A 23,219-nucleotide genomic window follows, 5' to 3' on the forward strand; every position below is an offset into this window, starting at 1 on the left:
CGGATCAGACAGGCAATTCGCCAGTTGCGGAGACAATCGACCATGCCCAGGAAGTACGGAATTGCCATTGCCAACGAGACGGTCAGCGCGCCGAACCAGGAATGGTTCGCCGCTGTAAACCCCTATACCCGCGAGGAATGGGCGCAGGTCGCGCAGGCGAGCCCCGCGCAGGTCACGGACGCGATCGCGGCGGCGCGACGGGCCTATGACACCGTCTGGAGCAAGACCACGGGGCTTGCCCGCGCGACCTTGCTGAACAAGCTCGCCGATCTGCTCGACGCGCAGGCCGAGCGCATCGCGATCATGGAGAGTACCGACAACGGAAAGATCATCCGCGAGACGCACGGGCAGATGCATTTCGCCGCGCGCGCCTACCGGTTCTTCGCGGGCTGCGCCGACAAGATCTTCGGCGACACCATTCCGCTCGACCAGCGCGATGTGTTCGACTTCACGCGCCGCGAGCCGATCGGCGTTGCGGTTCTCATCACCGCCTGGAATTCGCCGATGGGCCTGCTCGCCAACAAGCTCGCGCCGGCTCTGGCGGCGGGCAATTGCGTCGTCATCAAGCCGTCCGAGCATGCGTCGGTGACGACGCTTGAATTCGCCGAACTGGTCCGGCAAGCAGGCTTCCCCGCGGGTGTCGTCAATGTCGTGACCGGCGATTACAGGACGGGGCAGGCGCTGCTCGCCAGTGGCCGGATCGACCGCGTCAGTTTCACGGGAAGCCCCAACGTCGGCCGCCAGATCGCGGCGGAGGCGGGGCGGTCGCTCGTCCCGGTTACGTTGGAGCTCGGCGGCAAGTCTCCCAATATCATCTTCGAGGACGCCGACCTCGACAAAGCGACGGTCGGAGCGCTTGCCGGCATTTTCGGTGCGACCGGGCAGACATGCATCGCCGGCTCGCGGCTTCTCGTGCAGCGTTCCATTCACGACGAGATCGTGAAACGTCTGGTCGCCCGGGCGCACAAGATCAGGCTCGGCAATCCCCTGGACAAGGCGACGGAGATGGGGACCGTGGCGAACGAGCCGCAATTCGAGCGCATCCTCAAATGCATCGGCGATGCGCAAAAGGAGGGAGCGGTTCTCGCATGCGGCGGCAAGCCTGCGACAGGCGATGCTCTTGGCAACGGCCTGTTCATCGAGCCGACCATCTTCACGGGCGTAGAGAACAAGATGGCGATCGCCCAGGAAGAGGTGTTCGGACCCGTGCTCTCGATCATTCCCTTCGATACGGAGGAGGAAGCGATCGAGATCGCCAACGACAGCAAATATGGCCTGGCGTCCGGGATCTGGACGACGAACCTGTCGCGCGCCTTGCGCGTGTCGCGGGCCGTCCACGCAGGAACGGTCTGGGTGAACACCTACCGCGCCTCCAGCGCGATGGCGCCCTTCGGCGGTTTCAAGGAATCCGGTTTCGGCAAGGAGCGCGGCGTCGCGGCGCTGGACGAGTTCCTGCAGACCAAGAACGTGATGATCGATTTCTCCAACGAGGAGCGCGATCCGTTCGCCCTCAAGATGTGAGGTGCGCCGCCGCCGAACGGCGCGCGCAACTCATCTTTCGAATAGAGCGGCGCGAATGTGCCGTCTCCCATCTCCGGAGCCGCAATCGGTCTTCTGGAGCTTGCGGCGGTCGATGAGATCGCCGTCGCCCTCAGGGCGTCCTCCCTGGACTTGAGCTCCGTGACCCCCTGGGGTCGCGGAGCTCTTTTTTCTTGGATAGCCGACTGCCGGCCCGTTCAGGCGCGGCGATGTGATCGAGGCGCCCAGGTGCTGACGAGGTCGGCAGTAGGCGTCAGAAAATGCATTATCCTGAGGTAGGAAAATCGCGCTTCTCCCACCCTTTCGCCTGACTTGCCAAGCTTTCCGGCTCATTTCCCACCTGCGCTCGTGAAAATTACGCAGTCTGGGTGTTGACCGCCTTCAAATAGAATGCATTATGCATTCTATGTTGGTCACTGAAGCTCAAGGCAAGGCTCTGCTGCGCAGCGCCGCCATCGCCACTCCTTCCAGTCAGGAATTGCGCTCCCTCGACGAAGCGCGGGCCTGTCGCATCGCGCTGCCTGTCGCCGTGAAGGCGCAGGTCGCTGCCGGCGGACGGGGAAAGGCCGGCGGCATTCGCAAGGCGAGCTCCGCCTCGGAGCTCGAAAGCGCCTTCGATGCGATCATGGGGATGCGGTTTGCGGGTGAAGCGCCGTCGTCCGTCCTGGTCGAGAGCTGGCTCGACATCGACCGCGAGCTCTATCTCGCGGTCGCGATCGACAGCCGGGTCGGCGGCTTCAACGTGCTCTATTCGCCGCGCGGCGGCGTCAACATCGAGGATGGACCGCCGCCGCTGAGCTACCCGGTCGGGCTCGCGCGCAATTTTCGCGCGCACGCCTTTCGCGCGCTGCTGGAGCCGGTCGAAAGCGATCCGAAGGTGCGCGAGCGCGTCATCTCGACTGCACGCCGGTTGCTGGAGATCGCGCAGGCCAGCGAATGCACGACGGTCGAGATCAATCCGCTGGTCGTTGCCAAGGGTGGCGCGCTGATTGCCGCGGACGCCAAGATCGTTCTGGACGAAGCTGCGGGCTTCCGCAGGGCCGCCACGGCATCCGCCATCGCAGCCTCCCGCGACAAGGCGGAGCCCGACATCCGCCGCTGCGAGGAAGCCAACCTGATGCTGGTCTGGCTCGACGGCGAGATCGGGCTGATCTCCGGCGGTGCCGGCATGACCATGGCCGCGATGGACGCGATCGACGGCGCCGGCGCACAGCCTGCCTGCTTCCTCGACGTCAGCGGCAACCCGACGCCGGCGGGATTTGGGCTTGCGTTCGACCTGCTCGACCGCGCGCCGAACGTGAAGGGCATCCTGGTCAGCATGTTCGGCGGTGGGCTGCACACTGACCGCGTGGCGAAAACGCTGGTCGAGCTGCTGGCGCGGCGAACCTCGGCGAAGCCGGTGACGCTGCGGCTGAACGGCACGCGCAGCGATCTTGCGACCACGATCCTCCGCGAGGCCGGCCGTCAGAACCACGCGACGCTGGAGAGCGCGGTAGCCGATATCGTCAAGCGCGTGGCGGGAGCGCAGTCATGAGCATTCTTCTCGATGCTGATGCCCGCGTGCTGATCGTCGGCATCACCGGCAAGTTCGGCACCTTCTCCGTCAAGGATCTCGCGCAGAGCCACACTGATGTCGTCGCCGGCGTGGCGACGGGGCGCGGTGGCCAGGCCATCGAAGGCGTTCCGGTGTTCGCAAGCGTCGCGGCGGCGATGCGGGAAACCCACGCCAATGCGGCACTGGTCTACGTGCCGGCCGTCGTCGCGCTCGATGCGGTGCTGGAGACGATCGAAGCCGGCTGTCCGCTGATCGCATATCCCGGCGACGGCCTGCCGGTGCTGGACGCGATGGAGATGCGTGCGGCCGCGCTCGAGCACGGCGCACATCTGGTCGGGCCGAACTCGCCCGGACTGATCTCGCCCGGCAAGGCCAAGCTCGGCTTCATGCCCTCGTTCTGCTACGCGCCCGGGCCGATCGGCGTGATCTCGCGCAGTGGCTCGCTGTCCTATGAGGCTTGCTTCCGCCTGTCGTCGGCGGGTCTCGGCCAGAGCAGCGTCATCGGCATCGGCGGCGATCCCGTGCGCGGCGTCAACGCGGCGGAAGCCATCGCGCTGTTCCACGAAGATACCGAGACGCGCGCCATCATCTATCTCGGCGAGATCGGTGGCTCGGAAGAATATGCCCTCGCCGAATACGCCAAGCGGCCGGACGCAAAGCCGGCGGCGGCTCTGCTGGTCGGCCGCACCGCGCCCGCCGGCAAGAAGATGGGGCACGCCGCCGCGATGATCGGCTCCTACGCCGAGACCTGGGCGGCGAAGGTCGAGGCGCTCGATCGCGCCGGTGTCGTGATCGCGCGCGATCTCGACGGCCTCGCCTCTGCCGCCGCTTCGGCGCTGGCCCGCGCCATGAAACCCGCAGCCTAGCAAGACTCAACTCGTACAGGGATTGGAGACGAAAATGTCAGACGTGATGGAAAAGGAAAAAGAGGTCGGCCACGCCCCGGCGGAAGGCAAGATCACCGACGAAGCGATCGCGCAGGCGCGGGGCATGATCGGCCTTCAGCTTCGCCCGGAGGGACCGTATCTTCAGGACGCGACCGAAGACACGATCCGCAATTTCTGCAACGGCATCGGCGATCTCAATCCGCTGTACCGCGACTCCGAGCACGGCCGCCAGAGCCGCTATGGCACCAACGTCGCCCATCCGATGTTTCCGATGGCGTTCGGCTGGATCGGCCGTACCCGCTGGGGTCTTCCCGGCGTGCACGGCTTCTATGCCGGCAATGACTGGGAGCTGTTCCGCCACATCCGCCCGGGCGACCGCATCACCGCGATCGAGCGCGTGGTCGGCATCGAGGTGAAGGAGAGCAAATTCTCCGGCCGTCTCGTGCTGCAATATGTCGAGGCCACCTATTCCAACCAGCGCGGCGAAATGGTCGCCCGCGCGCTCGGCACCTGCACCCGCCACGAGCGCAAGGCCGCGCGCGACGCCGGCAAGTACAAGGACATCAAGCCCTACGAATACACGGCCGACGAATTCGCCGCGCTCGACGAGGCGATCCTGAAGGAAGACGAGCGGATCCGCGGCACCAACATGCGCTACTTCGAGGACGTCAACGAGGGCGACGAGCTGCCGCCGATCGTGCGCGGCCCGCTCTCGCTGATGGACACGATGGGCTTCCTGGTCGGCTGCGGCCGCGGCCACACCCACGGCATCGTGCTGAAATCCGCCGTCAAGCATCCCGGCCATTTCTTCCGCAATCCGGAAGCCGGCGGCGGCATCGAATATACCGGCATTGGGCATCACCGCGAATCCGTGGCCAAGGAAGTCGGCGTGCCCGGCACCTATGATTACGGCCCGCAGCGCTCGTCCTGGCTCGCGAGCCTCGTCAGCAACTGGATGGGCGACGCGGCTTTCCTCAAGCGCGTGCGCACCGAGATGCGTCGCTTCAACACCATGGGCGACTCCACCTGGTGCAAGGGCAAGGTCACCAAAAAGTACGTCAAGGACGGCTTCGCACTGGTCGATCTCGAGATATGGGGTGAGAACCAGCGCGGCGAGCTGACCACGCCGGGCCTTGCCACCGTGATGCTGCCCTCGCGCGACGTGAAGAACCGCGTGTTCTTCGACGGCGCGGGGCTCGAGCTGGAACTGCCGACCATCCGCTGAAGCCCTTTTCTGCCCAGACAAGAACCGAAGCGTGGTGCGCCACGCTTCGGACCCAACCAAGAACAACAAGAGGAAGCGTTGCCATGACGGACGAGGCTGTTGCGCCTCCGCTTGCGGGCGTCATTGCCGTCGAGATATCGCGCGGCGTTGCGGCTGGCCATGCCGGCCGGCTGCTCTCCGTCCTCGGCGCAGAAACAATCCTCGTCGAGCCGCCGGAAGGCAATCCTCTTCGCCGCGAGCCGCCGTTGCTTCCGCCGGCCCATGAAGCGAGCGCGCTGTTCGCGTTTCTGGCGGCTGGCAAGATGAGCGTCACCTGCGATCTGACGACGTCAGCCGGACGGGCGGGACTGTCCGCATTGCTGACGGAGGCCGATGTCCTCGTGCATGATCTCCGCCTCGACGAGCGCGCACATCTCGAACTGGATGAGCAGACGCTCAGGGCCCGCCACCCGAAGCTGATCGATGTCTCGGTGTTGCCTTTCGGCGCCTTCGGACCGAAGGCCGACTGGCGAGCCGAGGAGATCAATCTGATCCACGCGTCCGGCGAGGGCTTTCTGCTGCCCAACGGCCTTGCCGCAGAGCTGTTTCCCGAACGACCGCCGTTGAAGGTCTATGGTCATTTCGCGGAGTATCAGGGCGGCGTGGTCGCCGCGCTGGGTGCGCTGTCCGCGCTGGTCGGCCGCGCGCAAGGCGGCGCCGAAAGCGTCGATGTCTCCATCCAGGATGCGACGCTCGCGGTCGGCGCGTTCGCGCTGCAGCGCCTCGGCGACGGCTCGCTGGAGCACCGCAGCACGCGTTCGTTCAAGTACGGTGGCGTGCTCGAATGCGCCGACGGTTATGTCGAGCTGCTGACGCTCGAGGAGCGGCAGTGGCGCGGCCTCATCGAGCTGATGGGGCGTCCCGATTGGATGCTCGATCCCGCGCTTTCGGACTCGCTGGAGCGCAGCCGGCGCGGCCCGGAGATCAACCGTGCCATTCGCGCCTGGGCACGCGAGCAGCGGACCGCGGACATCGTCACGCGAGCCCAGGCGCTCGGTGTGCCCATGGCGAAATATGCCAGCCCCGCCGAAGTGCTGTCCGGTCCGCATGAGGCCGCGCGAAATTTGTTTCAACCGGTCGAGATTCCCGGCGCCGGCCGGCTGCCGGTGCTGTCGGCGCCGTTTCACGTCGACGGCGCCGCGCTGGCCTTGCGAAGCGGGCCGCCCCGGCTCGGCGAACATCAGCACCTGCTCTCGGCCAGGCGCCATCGTGAACGGCCGGCCATTGCCGCGGAGGTCTCATGAAGCCGCTTGCCGGAGTTCGCATCGCCGATTTCACGCTGCATGCGGCCGGGCCGTTCTGCACGCACATTCTGTCGCAGCTCGGCGCGGAGTGCATCAAGGTCGAGAGCGCGGCGCGCCCCGACATCTTCCGCAAGCCGCATCCGGTTTACGGCCGGATGGGTCCGGCGAGCTTCGACCAGGTTGCCTCCAACAAGCTTTCGATCCGCATCAATCTGAAGGACGCCAAGGGTATCGCGCTGGCAAAGAAGCTCGTCGGTGTCAGCGATCTCGTCTGCGAGAGCTTTCGCCCGGGCGTGATGGAGCGCCTCGGCCTCGGCTATTCCGCGCTCGCCTCGCTGAAGCCTGAGGTGGTGATGGTGTCGGTCTCGTCCTCGGGCCAGAGCGGACCGGACTCTCATTTCGCCGGTTACGCGCCGTTGTTCGGCGCCTGGGGCGCGCTCGGTTATCTCACCGGCTATGAGGACGGGCCGCCGGTCGAGATGCGGCACGTGATGGATCACAGCGTCGGCATGAACGCGGCCATGGCGGCGGTGGCTGCGGTGTATCGGCTGCGCCAGACCGGGCGCGGTGGGCATGTCGATGTCAGCGCGCGCGAGGTGGCTTGCTCGCTGGTCGGCGAAGCCCTGCTGTTCGCCGCCGCAGGCGGAGAACCGGCGCGGATCGGCAATGGCCATCTGCGGATGGCGCCGCATGGCGTGTTCCGGACCCGCGAAGAGGATCGCTGGCTGACCATTGCCGTCGGGACCGACGACGAATGGCGGCGGCTGGCGAAGCTGATCGATGCGCCGCATCTGTTGTCCGATCCGCGGTTCCAGACCAAAGCGAGCCGTCACATGCACCGGCAGGTGCTGAATGGCGAGGTCGAGCACTGGACCATGACGCGCGAGGCCGGTGAGGCCGAGCGGAAGCTCCAGGCCGCCGGCATCGCCGCCCACGTCTCCTGCAACATGGAGGACATCGCTCACGACCGACATCTGCGCGAGCGCGGGACGGTCGTCGATGTCGTGGACACGACCGGCCGCGAGCGCGCTGCGCTGAAGGCGCCGATCCGCTTCTCGAAGTCCGAGGTCGGCATGACGCGCGGCACGCCGCGTCTCGGCGAGGATGAGGATTACGTATTCGGCGAGCTGCTCGGCCTCAGCCGCGAGGACCGCGACACGCTGATCGACCAGCAGGTGATTTACTGAACGCTTGAAGTGGAGTTGCCGTCATGAGCGAGAGCACCGCATTGGCCGACGAGGATTGGCAGGCCTGGGTAGGCCGAACGGAAACGATCCGCGAGCGGATCGCGCCGGACCGCGTCGCTGCGCTGGCCGCCGCGCTCGGCGTGGAAGGACATCACGCCGCCGGCGCGGACCTGCCGCCGGGCTGGCACTGGATTTTCTTCAATCGCCTCGTGCCGCGGCAGGAGCTGGGCACGGACGGACATCCAAAGCGCGGCGGATTCCTGCCGCCGGTGTCCCTGCCACGCCGCATGTGGGCCGGCGGGCGGCTCACCTACCACAAGCCGCTGACCATCGGCGGCGAAGGTGTTCGCGAGAGCACGATCCTGAAGGTCGAGGCCAAATCCGGCCGCGCCGGCAAGCTGGTCTTCGTCACCGTCAGCCACAGCATTTCCTGCGACGGCGCGCTTTGCGTCACCGAGCAGCAGGACATCGTCTATCGCGAGGCGGCCGCGCCGGGATCGCCGGCGCCTGCGGCCACGCCGTCTCCCCAGGACGGCGTGTGGTCGGAAGAGGTTCGGCCCGACACGGTGCTGCTGTTCCGCTATTCGTCGCTGACGTCGAATGGCCACCGCATTCACTACGACCAGGCCTACGCGCAAGCCGAGGAGAATTACCCCGACCTCGTCGTGCACGGCCCGCTGACCGCGACCTTGCTGCAAGGCTTCGCGGAGAAGCATGCCGGCAAGAAGCTCAAATCCTTCGAATTCAGGGGCGTCTCGCCGCTGTTCGTGAGCTCGCCGTTCCAGCTGGAGGGAAAGGGGGACGGGCGCACGCTCGACCTCTGGGCCAGCGGACCGGGCGGTGCGCTGGCGATGAAGGCTGCCGCAGAGGTCTGAACGCCTCGCGACGGTCCAGGAAACAAGAAAGAACGGCGGAGGCGAGGGCGATGAGATCGGCGCATCTTTCTGTTGTCCCGGTGCAAGGCGGCGAGGCGCGGTGCGCGCCCGCGGTCGAGCTGCGCGGCGTCGGCAAGACCTTTTCTTCGCGCAGTGGTCGCGTCGACGTCCTCAGCGGGTTGAACCTCTCGCTTCAGAGCGGCGAGTTTCTCGCCATCGTCGGCCCCAGCGGCTCCGGCAAGTCGACCGTGCTGAATCTGCTCGCTGGCCTCGACCGGCCGACAACGGGGTCGGTGTTGTGTGAGGGCGCGCCGGTTGGCGCCATCAACACCGGGATCGGCTATCTCACCCAGCATGACAGCCTGCTGCCGTGGCGGACGGTGGAGCAGAACATCGCGGTGCCGCTCGAGCTGCGCAATGTCGACCGCGCGGAGATCGCCGCCCGCGTGCACGAGCTGATCGCGCAGGTCGGTCTCGACGGCTTCGAACGTCACTACCCGAGCCAGCTCTCCGGCGGCATGCGCAAGCGCGCGATGCTCGCCCGCACGCTGATCTACGACCCGCCGGTGCTGTTGATGGACGAGCCGTTCGGACCGCTCGATGCCCAGCTCAAGCTGGCGCTTCAGGCCGAGCTTCTCGAATTGTGGTCGTTGCGGCGCAAGACGGTGGTGTTCGTGACCCACGACATCGTCGAGGCGATCACCCTCGCCGATCGCGTCCTGGTGTTCTCGCCGCGACCCAGCCAGATCAGGCTCGACGAGCCCATCAATATTCCGCGGCCGCGCGAGGTGCATGAGGTGCGCTTCCATCCCGCCTTCGAAGAGCATTACAGGCGGCTCTGGGCCGCTCTCGAACCGCCGGCGAGGCGAATGTCATGAGCACAGAGGCACTGTCCGATACGCGAGCTGAACCCATGCTCGGCCAATCCGGCCGCGTGTGGCTCTACCGTACGGTCTTCGTGATCGTGATGCTCACTGCATGGCAGGCCGCATCCGGCACATTGCTCGATCCGTTCTGGGTGAGCAGCCCTGCGGCGGTTCTCAAGACGCTGGTGGAGTGGACCGCGAGCGGGCAGCTCGCCTATCATTTGCTCATCACGTTCAAGGAAACCGCTGCCGGCTTCGTGTTGGGAGCGACCGCCGGTGTCCTGTTCGCGCTGATGATCGGCGCGAGCGACATCCTGCATCGCACCGTCGATCCCTTCGTCACGGCTGTGTACGGCGTGCCCAAGGTCGCGCTCGCGCCGCTCTTCATCATGTGGTTCGGCATTGGCCTCGCGCCGAAGATCGTGCTCGCGGCGATCAGCGTGTTCTTCCTGGTGTTCTTCTCGACCCTGCGCGGCGTGCGCGAGGTCGACCTGAAGATGGTCGATGCGTTGCGGACCATGGGCGCCGGGCGGTTCGCGGTCCAGCGCATGGTGATCTTCCCGTCCGCGCTGCCATGGCTGTTCACGGGATTGAAGCTCGGTCTGCCCTACGGCTTCGTCGGCGCGGTCGCGGCCGAAATGATGGCCTCGAATGCGGGCATCGGTTACCTCACGCAGAATTCCGCCGGGCAGCTCGATACCGCCGGGGTGTTCGCCGCGCTGTTTGCCCTGATGGTCGTCACCACCCTCCTCAACGAAGCGCTTGGACGGCTGGAGAGCTGGATCTTCCGTTGGCGCTGAGGAGACCTTGCGGCAACAAGAACAAGAGGGAGGACATCATGATCACGCGCCGGACGATGTTGGGAACTATCGCGGTGGGAGCGTTGGCCGGCTCGGTCACGCCGGTCCTGTCGCAGGGCGCCGCCAAGCCGGTGACGATCGCGATCGGCGGTTACACCTTCGCCTATCTGCCGCTGCTGGTCGCGACGGCGGCCGGCTACATGAAGGATGCGGGCCTCGACGTCTCCCTGATCGACACCGGAAGCGGCACCAACAGCATGGCGGCGATCCTCGGCGGCAGCGTCGACGTGGCCGGTCTCGTGATGAGCGACGTCATCCTTGCGGTCGCCAAGGGCCAGAAGATCAACGCCTTCGCGCCGCTGATGTCGCAATATGCGAGCGACGTGGTGATCGCGAAGAAAACTGCCGAGAAGATCGGTCTTGTGCCGGACATGCCGCTGAAGGAGCGCATGGCCCGCATGAAGGGCCTGACGCTGGCGATCTCCGGCCGCGGCAGCGGCACCGACAAGATCTGGCGCTATCTGCTGTCGCTCGGTGGGCTCGATCCCGAGAAGGATGTGAGCCTGACGGTCGTCAAGCTCGACAAGATGTATCTGGCGCTGCGCTCCGGCCAGATCGATGGCTTCAACACCACGGCGCCCGCGAATAACCAGGCGGTGGAGGAGGGGCTCGCGGTATGGGCCGCGCGCCCGTCGCACGGCGAGGTGCCGGGTATCGAGAATTTCCTCTACACGGTCCTGTGCGGTCGACCGGATTTTCTCGACAAGAATCCGGAGACCGCCGCAGCGCTGGTCCGTGGCATGACCAGGGCATCGGAATTGATCCGCAGCGATCCCGAGGCGGCCGGCCAGATGCTGCACGATCGCTACTTCCAGCAGACCGACACAGCGCTCATCAAGCGCACGGTCTCGGATCAGCGCACCACCGTGTCGGTGCCGCCGACGTTGTCCGAGCAGCAGTTCGCGCACAACATGGAGTTCGAGCTGAAGTTCAGCGATGCCGTGCGCGGCGTGACCTACCGCCAGGCGATCGATCCGCGCTGGCTGGGGGCGTAGGTTATGTGCCGCCAGCGTACCCTCTCCCCTTGTGGGAGAGGGTGGCACGCCGCATAGCGGCGTGACGGGTGAGGGGTACTTATCCGCGAATTCGATAATGCTTGTTTGCGGAGACATACCCCTCATCCGGCGCTTCGCGCCACCTTCTCCCACAAGGGGAGAAGGAGGATAGCATCACCTGAAACTCACATCCGTGCTGTTCTTGATCGCGGCGAAGCGGGCGAGGCAGCGCAGCGCACTGTCGTGCTCGTCGGTGGTCCCGCCGGCGCAGCAGTCTTCCAGCACCGTGCAGGCATAGTCGCGGTCGTGGGCTTCGCGCGCGCCGGTGTGCACCACGCCGTTGGTCGAAACGCCGCTCAGGAACAGATCGGTCACGCCATGGGCGCGCAGGATCGGCTCCAGCGAAGTGCCGTAGAACGGGCTCACCCGATGCTTGACGATGTCGAAATCGCTCGCTTCCGGCGCCAGCTCGGGATGGACCTCCGTACCCCACGTGCCGAGCTTGAACATGCCGGCGGCCTTGGCGCGGGAAAAGATCGGCGAATTGGGCGGACACTCCCGGTAATCGGGCGAAAAGCCGACGCGGACATAGCCGATCAGCGCGCCCGCTGCGCGCGCCTTGGCGATGACCGCCTTGGTGCGGCCAAGCACGTCGCGCTCCTTCATCAGCGGCACATAGGTCTTGGCTCCGCCGCCATTCTCATGGACGAGGTCGTTCAGCATGTCCATGACGAGTAGCATCGGCTTCATAGCGTCTCCTTCTCAGAGTTCTTGTTTTCAGAGCCTTTGGACCTGGTGCCGGTGTCCGCTCGCGCGGGCATGCTGTTGCGCAGCTCGGTCCAGCCGGTCTCGATGTGCTGGCGCATCGTCAGCATGGCGCTGGCGGCGTCGCCCTCGATCACGTTCTTCAGGAGTTCATTGTGCTCCTTGGCGGCGCGCACGGCCCGGCCGCCGATGCGGTTGATGACGTCGAACGGATATTGCGCCCACAAGACCTGCACGAAATGCAGCGTCTTCGGCAGCCGCGCGAAATCATACATGCGGCGGTGGAAGCGGTAGTTGATGCCGCGTGCCGCGGTGCTGTCATTGGCGAGCGCGGCGTCCTCGAACTGTCGCGCCAGTTCGCGCAGCTCGGCGATCTCTTCGGAGGTGATGTTGCGCACCGCGCTCTCGACGAGCTGGGTCTCGAGCGTGATCCGCAGCTTCAGGATCTCCGTGGAGGCCTCGACGTCGAACGGTGCGACCGTGGCACCGCGATAGGAGTCGCTGGACAGGTAGCCTTCGGCTTCGAGCAGCTTCAGCGCCTCGCGGACCGGCGTGATGCTGATCTTCAATTCCTGCGCGATCTCGGTTTGCTTGAGCCGGACGCCGCGCGGCAGCCGCCCCGAGATGATGCCCTCGCGGAGGTAGTCGGCGACCTGTTCCTCTTTCGTCCGATATTCCATTTGATGCCGCAGCCCCCGACCGATTTGCCGCGGCTACCATAGACGCGGGCCATCAGGGAGGATAGAAGTACAAACGATAATGCATAATGCATAATCGAGGTTGTCGCCCGATGTCCAGCTCTTTGTCCCGATCGTTCCTGTTTGTCCCCGCCAACCGGCCCGAGCGCTTCGACAAGGCGCTGATGTCGGGTGCTCACCGGGTCATCCTCGACCTCGAGGACGCGGTGGCCCCCGGGGACAAGAGTGCAGCCCGCGGCGCCATCGCCGCGTGGAGCGGGCGGGCGGATGCGATCGTCCGCGTCAACGGCGCGGACAGTCCATTCTTTGCCGCCGATATGGAGATGATCCGCAGTGCCGGCGTGACCAGGCTGATGCTGCCGAAGGCCGAGCCCGGCGCTCTCAATCGACTGGTTTGTCTGGTGGAGGGCAAGTGCGACATCATCGCGCTGATCGAAACCGTGCGGGGATATGCCGAGCTGCGCAGCATAGGCAAGAGTGGGCTGGTTTCGCAGTTTGCCTTCGGCAATCTCGATTTCGGCGTCGATGCCGGGATCACCGAAACGGCGGGGGAGCTCGATCCCGTCCGCCTGCAAATCGTTCTGGAGTCCAGGCTGGCCGGATTGGCACCGCCGATCGACGGAGTGACGACCTCGTGGACCGATCCCGCCGCCTTCGGCGCAGCCGTCGGCCGGACCAAGTCGCTCGGCTTCGGTGCCAAGCTCTGCATCCATCCGGCCCAGGTCAAGCTGGTCAACGAAGCCTTCCTGCCGACCGCCGACGAGCTCGATTGGGCGCATCGGGTGATGCAGGTTGCAAAGGAGGGGCAGGGCGCCGCGGTGGCGCTCGACGGCAAGATGATCGACGCGCCGGTGATCCGCCGCGCCGAGCTGATCCTGGCGGGAGCGGCGGAAACTTCTATATAATGCATAATGCATTTTATGTTGACCGACCGGGTTCCGGCCGCTAAGGATCATTGCACAAGAAAAACAGATCTCGGGGAGGGCCTATGAAGAGGCGTGACTTTCTCAAGCTATCTGGCGCCGCCGCGCTCGCGTCGGCCTATCCGGGCGGCCCGCTGCTCGCCGACGAGATCGGCGTCGATGCCGCTGCCAAGACCATCACCATCGGCGGGTTTACCCCGATCACGGGGCCTGTCCCGTTCTACGCGATCCTGACCCACGCGGCCGACGCCTACTTCAAGAGCGTCAACGAGGCCGGCGGCATCAAGGGCTGGAAGATCAACTACGTGACGCTCGACGACGGTTATGATCCCGCCCGCAGCGTCGCCGCGGTCCGGCGCCTCGTCGAGGACAGCCACATCTTCGCGCTCGTCGCGGCGGTAGGCACGGCGACCAATGTCGCCGTCATTCCCTACGCCAAGGAGAACGGCCTTGCGATGATCGGCCCGATCGGCGGCGCCAGCGCCTTCTTCGCCGTGCCGAATATCTTTCCGCTGTTGCCCGACTATGGCTGGTCGGCGGCCTCGAATGCCGAATTCGCCGTCAACGATCTCAAGCTCAAGAAGATCGCGCTGCTGTGGGAGAACGACGAGCTCGGCCGCTCCGCCAAGCGCGGCTTCGACCTCTTCATGGAGGCGAACAAGCTGACACCGGCGGAATCGGTGCCGTTCGAGGTCAAGACCACGGATTTCACACCGCATATCCGCCGCGTCGCAAATGCGCAGGCCGACGCCTCGATCCTGTTCGGCTCCAACGCCAATCTTGCGGCGGCGCTGAAGGCGGCCGACCGCCAGGGCGTCAAGCTGACCTGGTTCGCGCCGTTCTTCACGGCCGATCCCGCCACCTACAAGCTGACGGGCGATCTGCTCAACGGCGTCTACTTCTCGTCCTGGCTGCTTCCGGTCGACAGTGCCGAGCCCGAGATCAAGGCCTATCGCTCAGCCGTGACGAAATACTATCCGAACGATCCGGTCGGTGTGTTCGGCCTCAACGGCTGGAGCAATGCCGCGCTGTTCGGCAGCATCTTCGGTGCGCTGGTCGACAGCGGCAAGCCGATCACGCGCGCCAATCTGATCGAGGCGGGCAATACCTTGAACAACGCCTCGGTCGGCGGTGCGCGTAAGGTGACGTTCACCGGCTCCGATCATCGCGGCACGCGCCAGGAGGCGATCCTGCAGGCGCAGGGCTCCTTCGTCATGGTGCGCGACTTCAAGCCCTATCCGGCCGTGGCCTTCGACGCCAAGCCGGCCTGAGTCGATCGCGTCGGCGGGTGATCGCAAGACGCGATCGCCCGCCGCTCGCTGAACTGCCGGATCCTTACCAAGAAGAACAAGGAAAATACCATATGGCTGGATCGCCTCTGAGCGGCCCCTCGCGCCTCGACGGACAAACTGCCCTCATCACGGGAGCTGCCGGCGGCATCGGCCGTGCCGTCGTTGCCGCCTTCTGCGAAGCCGGCGCCGACGTTATCGCCACCGACATCGTGGAAGACGGCGGCAAGTTTCCCGCCGGGGCGAACTATCGCCGCTGTGATGTGACGGACAGGGCTGCGGTCGAGAAGCTGATCGACGACGAGCTGAAGGCGCGCGGCAAGATCGACATCCTCGTGCTCTGCGCCGGCACCATCGCCAACACGCCGCTGCCGCAATCGACCGACGAGGAGTGGGAGAAGATCCTCGCCGTCAACCTGATGGGCACGGTCAATCCCGTCCGGAAGCTCTATCCGGTCATGGCCGAGCGCGGCTTCGGCAAGATCGTGGCGCTCGGCTCGATCGCCGCCAAGATCGGCGGCGTCGCGTCGGGACCGGCCTATGTCGCGGCGAAATCGGCCGTGCATGGCCTGATGAAATGGGTTGCCAAGAATGGCGCCGGCAAGGGCGTCTACGCCAACATCATCGCGCCGGGCCCGGTCGAGACGCCGATGTGGGCGACGGTCACGGGCCGTGCCGCGCCGTCGGCGAACGGCAATGTGCCGCTCGGGCGGTTCGGCCAGCCCGAGGACATCGCGCAGAGCATTCTGTTCCTCTGTTCGCCGGCGTCGAACTGGATCACCGGAACGGTGCTCGACGTCAACGGCGGCATGTTGATGGATTGATGCGATGAGCACAGCAGAAACCATCGGCTTCGTCGGCCTCGGCGTCATGGGCGGGCCCATGTGCCGCAACGTGGCGAAGAAACATTCCGGCCGCGTGCTGATGCTGGATCGCGATGCGGCGGCGGTTGCGGCCCTCTCCGACACCAGGGCGGAAGCAGCAAGCTCACTCGAGGCACTTGCGGCCGCCGCCGACTTGATCTTCCTGTCATTGCCCGGCGGACCGCAGGTGGAGGCGGTCGCGAGCGCGATCGCGCAAGCCGCAAGGCCCGGAACGACCATCGTCGATCTCAGCACCACGCCGGTTGCGCTCGCGCGCAGCGTGTCCGACCGGCTGAAGGCGGGCGGATTTCACTTCGCCGATGCGCCGGTGGCGCGCACGCGGGAGGCCGCGCAGCGCGGCGAGCTCAGCATCATGGTCGGCGCCGAAGCGCAGGTGTTCGCGCGGATCGCGCCGCTGCTCGGCTATATGGGGTCCGACGTGACCCATTGCGGCGAGGTCGGCTGCGGCCAGGTCGTCAAGCTGATCAACAATGCGCTGGTGTTCGAGAACACGCTCGCGCTCGCCGAGATGATGGTGGTGGGCGAGCGGGCCGGCGTGAAGCCCGAAACGCTGCTCGGAGCGGTGTCGAAGGGCTCGGGCGACAGCTTTGTTCTGCGCAATCACGGCACCAAGGCAATGCTGCCGCGCAATTTCCCGGACAAGGCGTTTCCGCCCGAATACGTGCTGAAGGATCTCGATTACGTGCTTCAGCTCGCCGCCGACACGGGCATCCGGCCTGGTGTCGCCGAGCTCGCGCGCCGCTATTACGCCGCCGCCTGCAAGCAGGGGCTCTCGGGCCGCTACTTCCCCGGCGTCATCGAGTTCATCGAGAAGGGTGGCACGCCCGGCGAAGGGCAGGAGTGACGTGGCGGGATTCATCAGGGACATCCTGCCGCTGCTGTGGTCCGGCCTGATTTCGGGCTGTCTTTACGGTGTCGGCGCGCTCGGCCTTGTCATGGTGTTCAAGAGCTCGCGCGTGGTGAATTTCTCGCACGGCAATCTCGCCTGTCTCGGCGCCTTCGTCGTCTACGGCTTCTCCAGCGGCAGCCTGCTGAGCCTGTCCTGGGGCAGCGCGGTTGCGCTGGCGCTCGGCGTCGCCTGCACGGTCGCGGTGGTCAGCTATGCCCTGATCGCGCCGATCGTCTTCAAGTCCGACCTTGCCTCCACCATCGCGACGCTCGGCGTCGGGTTGATCCTGCAAGGCGCGGTGCAGCTCGTGTTCGGCGCCGATATCGTCAATCTCGACCTGCCGGTGCCGCGCTACAGCTTCAGCCTGGGCGCGATCCGCGTCTCCTCCTACGATCTCGCCGTCCTCGCCGTCACGCTCGCGGTCGTCGGCGGCCTGTTCGTGATCATCGAGCGTACCAGGCTCGGCGTCGCGTTCCGCGCCGTGTCGACCAATCCATTTGCCTGCGAGGTCTGCGGGCTGAATCTGCGCTCGGTGCACCTGTTCTCCTGGCTCGCCGGCGCCGTGCTCGGCCTCATCGCCGCACTGCTGATAGTGCCGACGACGTTCCTCAGCTCGACGACGGTGCCGTCCTTCATGCTGCAGGCGTTCACCGCGGCCGTGGTCGGCGGTTTCTCCAGCCTGCCGGGTGCTGCCGTCGGCGGCATTCTGGTCGGCATCGCCATGAACCTGTTCTCGTTCTACGTCGCGCCCGAGTTCATGAACACGTTCCTGCTCGGCGTGATCCTGCTGACGCTGAACTTCTTCCCCAACGGGCTGCTGGAAAGGGCGATCGGTGGCCGTGTCTGATCTCGCGCAGGCGTCCAAGGCCGACGTGTCCGCCCGCGGCGCTTATGTCGACGTCGTGCGGCTGGCCATGCTCGCGCTGGTCGCGGTCCTGTTGCTGGCGCCGCTGCTCGCCGGCGGGTTCCTGATCTACAGCCTGTCGCTGTGCTTCGCCAACGCGCTGGCGGTGCTGTCGGTCAGCATGCTCGTGCGCTATGGCGGCGAGGTGTCGATCGGGCACAGCTTCTTCGTTGCGCTCGGCGCCTACGCGGTGGCGATCGTCGAGCACCGGCTCGGCCTCTCGATCGTGGTGAGCCTGCCGCTGGCGGTTCTGCTCGGCGCGGGCGCCGGCTTCGTCTTCGCGTTTCCCTCGCGCCGGCTGTCCGGGATCTATCTTGCGGTGGCGACCATGGCGCTTGCGCTGGCGCTGCCGGAAATTCTCATCGGCTTCGAAAAATTCACGGGCGGGTTCGAAGGGCTCTACATCGCGCAGGACCTGGTCCCCGGCATTCCCAAGGCGTTGCAGCGCTACTATGTCGCCCTCGCGGTGCTCGTGCTGGTTTGTCTCGCGCTCGCGCATTTCCGCAAATCGGCGCAGGGGCTGGCGCTGTTGATGGCGCAAGCCCAGCCGCGCGCCGCGGAAGCGATGGGGATCACGCGAAGCTGGGCGCGGATATCGATCTTCACCCTGAGTGCCGCTCTTGCCGCGCTCGCCGGCGCGCTGACCGGTTTTGCCTCTTCGACCGTCTCTCCGAACAGCTTCACCTTCTTCAGCGGTGTCTTCCTGCTGGTCGGATCGGTCGTCAGCCTCACTCGGCTGTCGCTGCCGGCCGCGCTCGTCGGCGGTGCCTTCATCACGCTGGTGCCGACTTATCTCGCGCAAGCCGGCGACTGGGTCCCGATCCTCTACGGCGTCGCGCTCGTCGTCGTGACGCTGGTGGCGAACGCCGGTGATCTGCGCCGCTTCCTGCCGCGGGGGATCCGGCGATGATGGAAGCTGTCACCAGCGACGGATTGGTCGCGGAGGGCATTTCGCTCTCCTTCGGCGGGCTCCACGTCCTCGACGACGTGTCGATGACGTTGCGGCCCGGCGTGGTCACCGGCCTGATCGGACCGAACGGCGCCGGCAAGACCAGCCTGTTCAATTGTCTCACCGGGCTCTATCAGGGCCAGCGTGGCCGCAGCAGCTTTGCCGGCACGCCGCTGAACGGCCTCGGCCCCGCGCAGCGCGCCGCATGCGGCATCACGCGCAGCTTCCAGAACCTGGCGATGTGTCCCGAGCTGTCGCTGCTGGAAAATGTCCTCGTGGGTCTCACCCTGACGCGGCGGTCCGGCTGGTTCAGCGCCTTCGTGCCGACGCCGGCGCAGCGGGCCGAGCAACGGGATGCGGAACGGCGCGCCATGGCGGCGCTGAACGAGCTCGGCATCGCCTCTGCCGCGCATGAGAAACCGTCCGATCTGCCGCCGGGAACGCTGCGTCTTGCCGAGATCGCGCGCGCGGTCGCCTGCGAGCCCAGGGCGATCCTGCTCGACGAGCCGGCGGCCGGTCTGAATGCGGTCGAGACGCGCGATCTGATGCGCGCGTTGAAGCGCCTGATGCGGCCCGATCTCGTGCTGCTCGTCGTCGAGCACGACATGGACCTGATCATGGAGCTGTGCGAGCAGATCTACGTGCTCAATTTCGGCAAGATGATCGCGAGCGGCACGCCGGCCGAAATCCGCGCGCATCCGGACGTGATCCGCGTCTATCTCGGAGACGAGGCCGATGACTGAGCTGTTGTCCGCACGTGGTCTCTGCGTCAGCTACGGTGCGGCACGCGCCGTCGAGAATGTCGAGCTCTCGGTGCCGGAAAAAGGCGTGGTGGCGTTGCTGGGCGCCAACGGTGCGGGCAAGTCGTCCATCCTCAAGGCCATTGCGGGCCTCGTGCCGGCGGAAGGCGAGTTGCGCTTTGCCGGCGAGGACATCGGCGCGCTCGCGGCGCGGCAGCGCGTCCGCCGCGGCATCGTCTATGTGCCCGAGGGCCGTCAGGTCGTCGGCTCGCTCACGGTTGCCGAGAACCTACTGCTCGGCGGCTATTTCCTCGATGCGCGCACGCAGCGGCAGCGGCGTGACCTCATGCTGGAGCTGTTCCCCGAGATTGCGGGCCGCCTCAAATCGCCGGCCTGGATGCTGAGCGGCGGCGAGCAGCAGATGCTGGCGATCGGCCGCGGCCTGATGAGCGCGCCGCGCCTGCTGTTGCTGGACGAGCCGTCGCTCGGGCTGGCGCCGCTCTTGATCCGCCGGGTGTTCGAGCGCCTCGTCACCATCAAGCAGGATACCGGGCTCGCGATCATGCTGGTCGAGCAGAACTTCCGCATGACCATGAAGGTTGCCGACGAGCTCTATTTCGTTCGCAATGGCGCGATCGTCGGCCATCGCAGCGCGGCGGATCTTGCGACGGCGGCAAGCCGGGCCGAGGTCGTGGATGCCTATCTCGGCGCGGGCCAGCCGGCGCCGGCATGAGGGAGTGAGAAGGATGCGCCTCGAAGCCAGAGAGATCACCAATGGATTGGCGTTTCCGGAAGGACCGGTCGCGCTGGCGGACGGCAGCGTCCTCGTCGTCGAGATCGAAGGCGGCCGGCTCACGCGCGTGCTGCCATCCGGCAAGAAAGAGGTGATCGCGCAACTCGGCGGCGGCCCGAACGGTGCGGCCATCGGACCGGACGGCAAATGCTATGTCTGCAACAATGGCGGCTTCTCCTGGCACAAGGACACGAGCAACTTCGCCCGTCCCACCGGCCGGGCCGAGGACTACACCACGGGCCGCATCGAGCAGGTCGATCTCGACACCGGCACTGTGAAGACTCTCTATGACAGTTGCGGCGGCGTCCATCTGAAGGGGCCGAACGACATCGTCTTCGACGACAAGGGCGGCTTCTGGTTCACGGACCTCGGCAAGACCTATGGCCGTCTGATGGACCGCGGCGCGGTCTATTACGCACGCGTCGACGGCTCGATGATCAAGGAGGCGATCTTCCCGATCATGACGCCGAACGGCGTCGGGCTGTCGCCGGACGGGCGCACGCTCTATGTCTCGGAAACCGAGACCAGCCGGGTCTGGAGCTATCCGATCACGGGCGAAGGCGAGGTCGCGAAGGAGCCCTGGCCGTCGCCGAACGGTGGCCGGCTGCTGCACGGGCTGCCGGGCTATCAGCGTTTCGATTCGCTGGCCGTGGAGGCTAGCGGCAACATCTGCGTCGCAACGCTGGTCCGCGGCGGCATCAGCGTCTTTTCGCCTGACGGCCGGCTGATCGAATTCCACGAGGCGGACGAGGTCTATTGCACCAACATCTGCTTCGGCGGCGCGGACATGCGCACGGCCTTCATCACGCTCTCGGGCACCGGGCGGCTGGTCGCCGTCGACTGGCCAAGGCCCGGTCTTGCCCTCAACGACCCTCTTACTGCGCGGCGGTAGAGCGCGACCCCACTGACAAACCTCCCACCCCCGTGTACCGTGACGACGGATTCATCGCGGGCGAGGGAGGATCGGCGGTTCGTGACAGCCGGCAGCGGAACAGAGAAGACGGCACCGATCATCGGTTCCAAGGAGCGTCGGCGCAAGGAATCGGACCGGCGCATGCTTCGGGCGGCGGTGGCGCTGATCGGCAAGCATGGCACGGCCGGCGCGAGCCTGGCCGATATCGGCATCGCAGCCGGTTACAGCCGTGGTCTTCCGGTGCAGCGCTTCGGCACCAAGCTGAGCCTGCTGGAGACCGTGATCGACACCATCCAGGACCGCTTCATGCGCCAAGTCGAGCGGCGGATCGACGGCCGCACCGGCTGCGAGGCGCTCGCCGAGCGTATCCGGATCCAGATGGAGGCGGTTCGCGACATGCCGGATTCGGCGATCGCGCTCTACCATCTCATCGTGGACTCCACCGGCACCGTGCCGGAGCTGAAGCCGCGCATCGCCGAGCTGCATGCCGTCTACCGCGATAATCTGCGCGCCTATCTGATGCAGGCGCGCAAGATGGGCGAGCTGCGCAAGGACGTCGATATCGAGCAGAACGTGCGCGCGATCTCCGGTGCGATCAGCGGCATCTGCATCCAGGCGCTGGTGTCCGGCGACACCAGGAAGCTCGGCGAGGACGCCGAGTTTGTCGCCGACCTCTTCATCGACCGCATGATGGAGCCCGGCTCTGCCAAGGCCAAACCGAAAGCCGGCCGGGGCGTCAGGGGCAAGGCCACGCCGCAGCGCGCGGCGCGCTAGCACCGGAGCTGCCTTCAATTTCGAGACAGGCCGGGTCCTGGCTGGACGCCTCGCGCGGAAGGCTGCGGCGCAGGGCCGCGGCGTTGCGCTCGGCAAATGACGTCGACCCTCTCCATTAGTTGCTAGTCAGCAAGCAACTGATGTGGTAGCTAACCCGCCAACAACTGAAACAATCGGTGTGGAGGCAGGCGTGGCGGTCAGGACAGGCATCTTTGCAGCCGGGATATTGCTGGCACTGGGCTTACAGGCCTCTGCCGCCGACAAGAAATACGGTCCCGGCGTGACCGACAGCGAGATCAAGATCGGCAATACCGCGGCCTATAGCGGGCCGGCTTCGGGGTTCGGCCTCATCGCCAAGACGGGCGAAGCTTATTTCCGCAAGATCAACGAGGAGGGCGGCATCAACGGCCGGAAGATCGTCTTCCTGTCGTATGACGATGCCTATTCGCCGCCGAAGACGGTCGAGCAGACCCGCAAGCTCGTCGAGAGCGACGAGGTGCTGTTCATGTTCAACGCGGTCGGAACGCCGACCAACTCCGCCGTGCAGAAGTACCTCAATGCCAAGAAGGTGCCGCAGCTCTTCGTCTCCAGCGCGGCCCAGAAGTGGAACGATCCGAAGAACTTCCCCTGGAGCATGGGTTTTGCGCCGTCGCTCGAGACCGAGGGAAGGGCTTACGCGAAATACGTGCTGGCGGAGAAGCCGAACGCGAAGATCGCGATCTTCTATCAGAACGACGATTTCGGGAAGGACTACCTCAAGGGCATCAAGGCGGGCCTCGGCGACAAGGCCGCGGCGATGATCGTCGCGGAGGAATCCTTCGACGTCACCGAGCCGACCATCGATTCCCATATCGTCAAGCTGAAGGCCGCCGGCGCCGACGTTTTCTTCAACATGGCGACGCCGAAATTCGCGGCGCAGGCGATCAAGAAGATCAACGAGCTGAACTGGAAGCCGCTGCAGCTCCTGAGCTTCGCGTCGGCCTCGATCGGCAGCGTCATCAAGCCGGTCGGGTTCGAGAACGCGCAAGGCATCGTCTCGGCGACCTATTTCAAGGATCCGAACGATGCGCGATGGAAAGAGGATGCAGACTTCAGGGCTCTCAACGCCTTCCTCGACAAATACATGCCGGACGCCAATCGCGCCGACACGCTGATCATCAACGGCTACAACCCGGCGCTGCTGCTCGTGCAGGTGCTGAAACAATGCGGCGACGATCTCACGCGCGAGAACGTCATGAGGCAGGCTGCCAGCCTGCGGGATGTCGAGGTCGGGACGCTGCTGCCGGGCATCAAGGTCTCGACGTCGCCGACCGATTACGCGCCGATCAAGCAATGGCAGCTGATGCGCTTCGAGGGCAGCAATTGGCAGCTGTTCGGCAGCCTCGCCGGTGGCGATTGATCCCTGGCGATTGGCGATAAGGAGGCA

General features: G+C 65.9%; 23 protein-coding genes. 21 read left to right on the forward strand and 2 right to left on the reverse strand.

Translation table 11 applies throughout. The features are described 5' to 3' along the window. The first annotated feature begins 42 nt into the window (after positions 1-42). The 10 genes from QRQ56_RS27510 (at position 43) to QRQ56_RS27555 (ending at position 11,272) form a co-directional block, all read left to right on the forward strand. Positions 43-1,521, forward strand: coding sequence for an aldehyde dehydrogenase (locus tag QRQ56_RS27510; protein ID WP_438744317.1), 1,479 nt, complete (start codon positions 43-45; stop codon positions 1,519-1,521). Positions 1,522-1,936: 415 nt separating this feature from the next. After that, a complete protein-coding gene (locus tag QRQ56_RS27515) occupies positions 1,937-3,073 on the forward strand; it encodes an ATP-grasp domain-containing protein (protein WP_438744318.1) in 1,137 nt (378 codons plus the stop codon). Continuing rightward, the gene (locus tag QRQ56_RS27520; RefSeq protein WP_438744319.1) at positions 3,070-3,960 is read left to right on the forward strand and encodes a succinate--CoA ligase subunit alpha; all 891 of its coding nucleotides are present in this window, start codon (positions 3,070-3,072) and stop codon (positions 3,958-3,960) included. The genes QRQ56_RS27515 and QRQ56_RS27520 overlap by 4 nt, the downstream gene beginning before the upstream one ends. A 34-nt stretch (positions 3,961-3,994) precedes the next feature. Then, a complete protein-coding gene (locus QRQ56_RS27525) occupies positions 3,995-5,206 on the forward strand; it encodes an FAS1-like dehydratase domain-containing protein (RefSeq protein ID WP_438744320.1) in 1,212 nt (403 codons plus the stop codon). 83 nt (positions 5,207-5,289) lie between these two features. After that, positions 5,290-6,489 carry a CaiB/BaiF CoA transferase family protein gene (locus QRQ56_RS27530; RefSeq protein ID WP_438744321.1) on the forward strand — a complete coding sequence of 400 codons (1,200 nt, stop codon included), beginning with the start codon at positions 5,290-5,292 and terminating at the stop codon, positions 6,487-6,489. Beyond that, positions 6,486-7,676, forward strand: a complete 1,191-nt coding sequence (locus QRQ56_RS27535) for a CaiB/BaiF CoA transferase family protein (protein WP_438744322.1) — start codon at positions 6,486-6,488, stop codon at positions 7,674-7,676. The genes QRQ56_RS27530 and QRQ56_RS27535 overlap by 4 nt, the downstream gene beginning before the upstream one ends. A 23-nt stretch (positions 7,677-7,699) precedes the next feature. Beyond that, complete coding sequence (locus tag QRQ56_RS27540; protein WP_438744323.1) at positions 7,700-8,551, forward strand: FAS1-like dehydratase domain-containing protein; 852 nt, start codon at positions 7,700-7,702, stop codon at positions 8,549-8,551. Positions 8,552-8,601: 50 nt separating this feature from the next. After that, complete coding sequence (locus QRQ56_RS27545) at positions 8,602-9,429, forward strand: ABC transporter ATP-binding protein (protein ID WP_438744324.1); 828 nt, start codon at positions 8,602-8,604, stop codon at positions 9,427-9,429. Next, on the forward strand, positions 9,426-10,217 hold the full coding sequence (locus QRQ56_RS27550; protein ID WP_438744325.1) for an ABC transporter permease: 792 nt from the start codon (positions 9,426-9,428) through the stop codon (positions 10,215-10,217). The genes QRQ56_RS27545 and QRQ56_RS27550 overlap by 4 nt, the downstream gene beginning before the upstream one ends. Before the next feature lie 38 nt (positions 10,218-10,255). Then, the gene (locus QRQ56_RS27555) at positions 10,256-11,272 is read left to right on the forward strand and encodes an ABC transporter substrate-binding protein (RefSeq protein ID WP_438744326.1); all 1,017 of its coding nucleotides are present in this window, start codon (positions 10,256-10,258) and stop codon (positions 11,270-11,272) included. Positions 11,273-11,446: 174 nt separating this feature from the next. Here the strand turns inward: QRQ56_RS27555 and QRQ56_RS27560 are convergent, their stop codons facing one another. Continuing rightward, on the reverse strand, positions 11,447-12,022 hold the full coding sequence (locus tag QRQ56_RS27560; protein ID WP_438744327.1) for a cysteine hydrolase family protein: 576 nt from the start codon (positions 12,020-12,022) through the stop codon (positions 11,447-11,449). Continuing rightward, the gene (locus QRQ56_RS27565) at positions 12,019-12,717 is read right to left on the reverse strand and encodes a GntR family transcriptional regulator (RefSeq protein ID WP_438744328.1); all 699 of its coding nucleotides are present in this window, start codon (positions 12,715-12,717) and stop codon (positions 12,019-12,021) included. The genes QRQ56_RS27560 and QRQ56_RS27565 overlap by 4 nt, the downstream gene beginning before the upstream one ends. Before the next feature lie 110 nt (positions 12,718-12,827). On the opposite strand from QRQ56_RS27565, the gene QRQ56_RS27570 reads away from it, so the two are divergent. The 11 genes from QRQ56_RS27570 (at position 12,828) to QRQ56_RS27620 (ending at position 23,192) form a co-directional block, all read left to right on the forward strand. Continuing rightward, positions 12,828-13,640: an HpcH/HpaI aldolase/citrate lyase family protein gene (locus QRQ56_RS27570; protein ID WP_438744329.1), complete on the forward strand. Its 813-nt coding sequence runs from the start codon at positions 12,828-12,830 to the stop codon at positions 13,638-13,640. Positions 13,641-13,723: 83 nt separating this feature from the next. After that, on the forward strand, positions 13,724-14,929 hold the full coding sequence (locus QRQ56_RS27575) for an ABC transporter substrate-binding protein (protein ID WP_438744330.1): 1,206 nt from the start codon (positions 13,724-13,726) through the stop codon (positions 14,927-14,929). Positions 14,930-15,021: 92 nt separating this feature from the next. Continuing rightward, entirely contained in the window at positions 15,022-15,771 is a 750-nt protein-coding gene (locus tag QRQ56_RS27580; protein ID WP_438744331.1) for an SDR family NAD(P)-dependent oxidoreductase, read from the forward strand. A gap of 4 nt (positions 15,772-15,775) precedes the next feature. Beyond that, the gene (locus tag QRQ56_RS27585) at positions 15,776-16,675 is read left to right on the forward strand and encodes an NAD(P)-dependent oxidoreductase (protein ID WP_438744332.1); all 900 of its coding nucleotides are present in this window, start codon (positions 15,776-15,778) and stop codon (positions 16,673-16,675) included. Position 16,676: 1 nt separating this feature from the next. Next, the gene (locus QRQ56_RS27590; RefSeq protein WP_438744333.1) at positions 16,677-17,567 is read left to right on the forward strand and encodes a branched-chain amino acid ABC transporter permease; all 891 of its coding nucleotides are present in this window, start codon (positions 16,677-16,679) and stop codon (positions 17,565-17,567) included. Next, on the forward strand, positions 17,560-18,534 hold the full coding sequence (locus QRQ56_RS27595; protein WP_438744334.1) for a branched-chain amino acid ABC transporter permease: 975 nt from the start codon (positions 17,560-17,562) through the stop codon (positions 18,532-18,534). The genes QRQ56_RS27590 and QRQ56_RS27595 overlap by 8 nt, the downstream gene beginning before the upstream one ends. Beyond that, positions 18,531-19,316 (forward strand): ABC transporter ATP-binding protein, encoded by a 786-nt coding sequence (locus QRQ56_RS27600; RefSeq protein ID WP_438744335.1) that lies wholly within the window; start codon positions 18,531-18,533, stop codon positions 19,314-19,316. Before QRQ56_RS27595 ends, QRQ56_RS27600 begins: the two co-directional genes overlap by 4 nt. After that, complete coding sequence (locus QRQ56_RS27605) at positions 19,309-20,046, forward strand: ABC transporter ATP-binding protein (RefSeq protein WP_438744336.1); 738 nt, start codon at positions 19,309-19,311, stop codon at positions 20,044-20,046. The genes QRQ56_RS27600 and QRQ56_RS27605 overlap by 8 nt, the downstream gene beginning before the upstream one ends. Positions 20,047-20,059: 13 nt before the next feature. Beyond that, entirely contained in the window at positions 20,060-20,998 is a 939-nt protein-coding gene (locus tag QRQ56_RS27610; protein ID WP_438744337.1) for an SMP-30/gluconolactonase/LRE family protein, read from the forward strand. Between the two features lie 81 nt (positions 20,999-21,079). Continuing rightward, positions 21,080-21,793, forward strand: coding sequence for a TetR/AcrR family transcriptional regulator (locus tag QRQ56_RS27615; RefSeq protein WP_438744338.1), 714 nt, complete (start codon positions 21,080-21,082; stop codon positions 21,791-21,793). 190 nt (positions 21,794-21,983) lie between these two features. Then, a complete protein-coding gene (locus QRQ56_RS27620; RefSeq protein WP_438744339.1) occupies positions 21,984-23,192 on the forward strand; it encodes an ABC transporter substrate-binding protein in 1,209 nt (402 codons plus the stop codon). Positions 23,193-23,219 lie beyond the last annotated feature (27 nt).

Source organism: Bradyrhizobium sp. U531 (assembly GCF_051710265.1).
Lineage (GTDB): Bacteria > Pseudomonadota > Alphaproteobacteria > Rhizobiales > Xanthobacteraceae > Bradyrhizobium.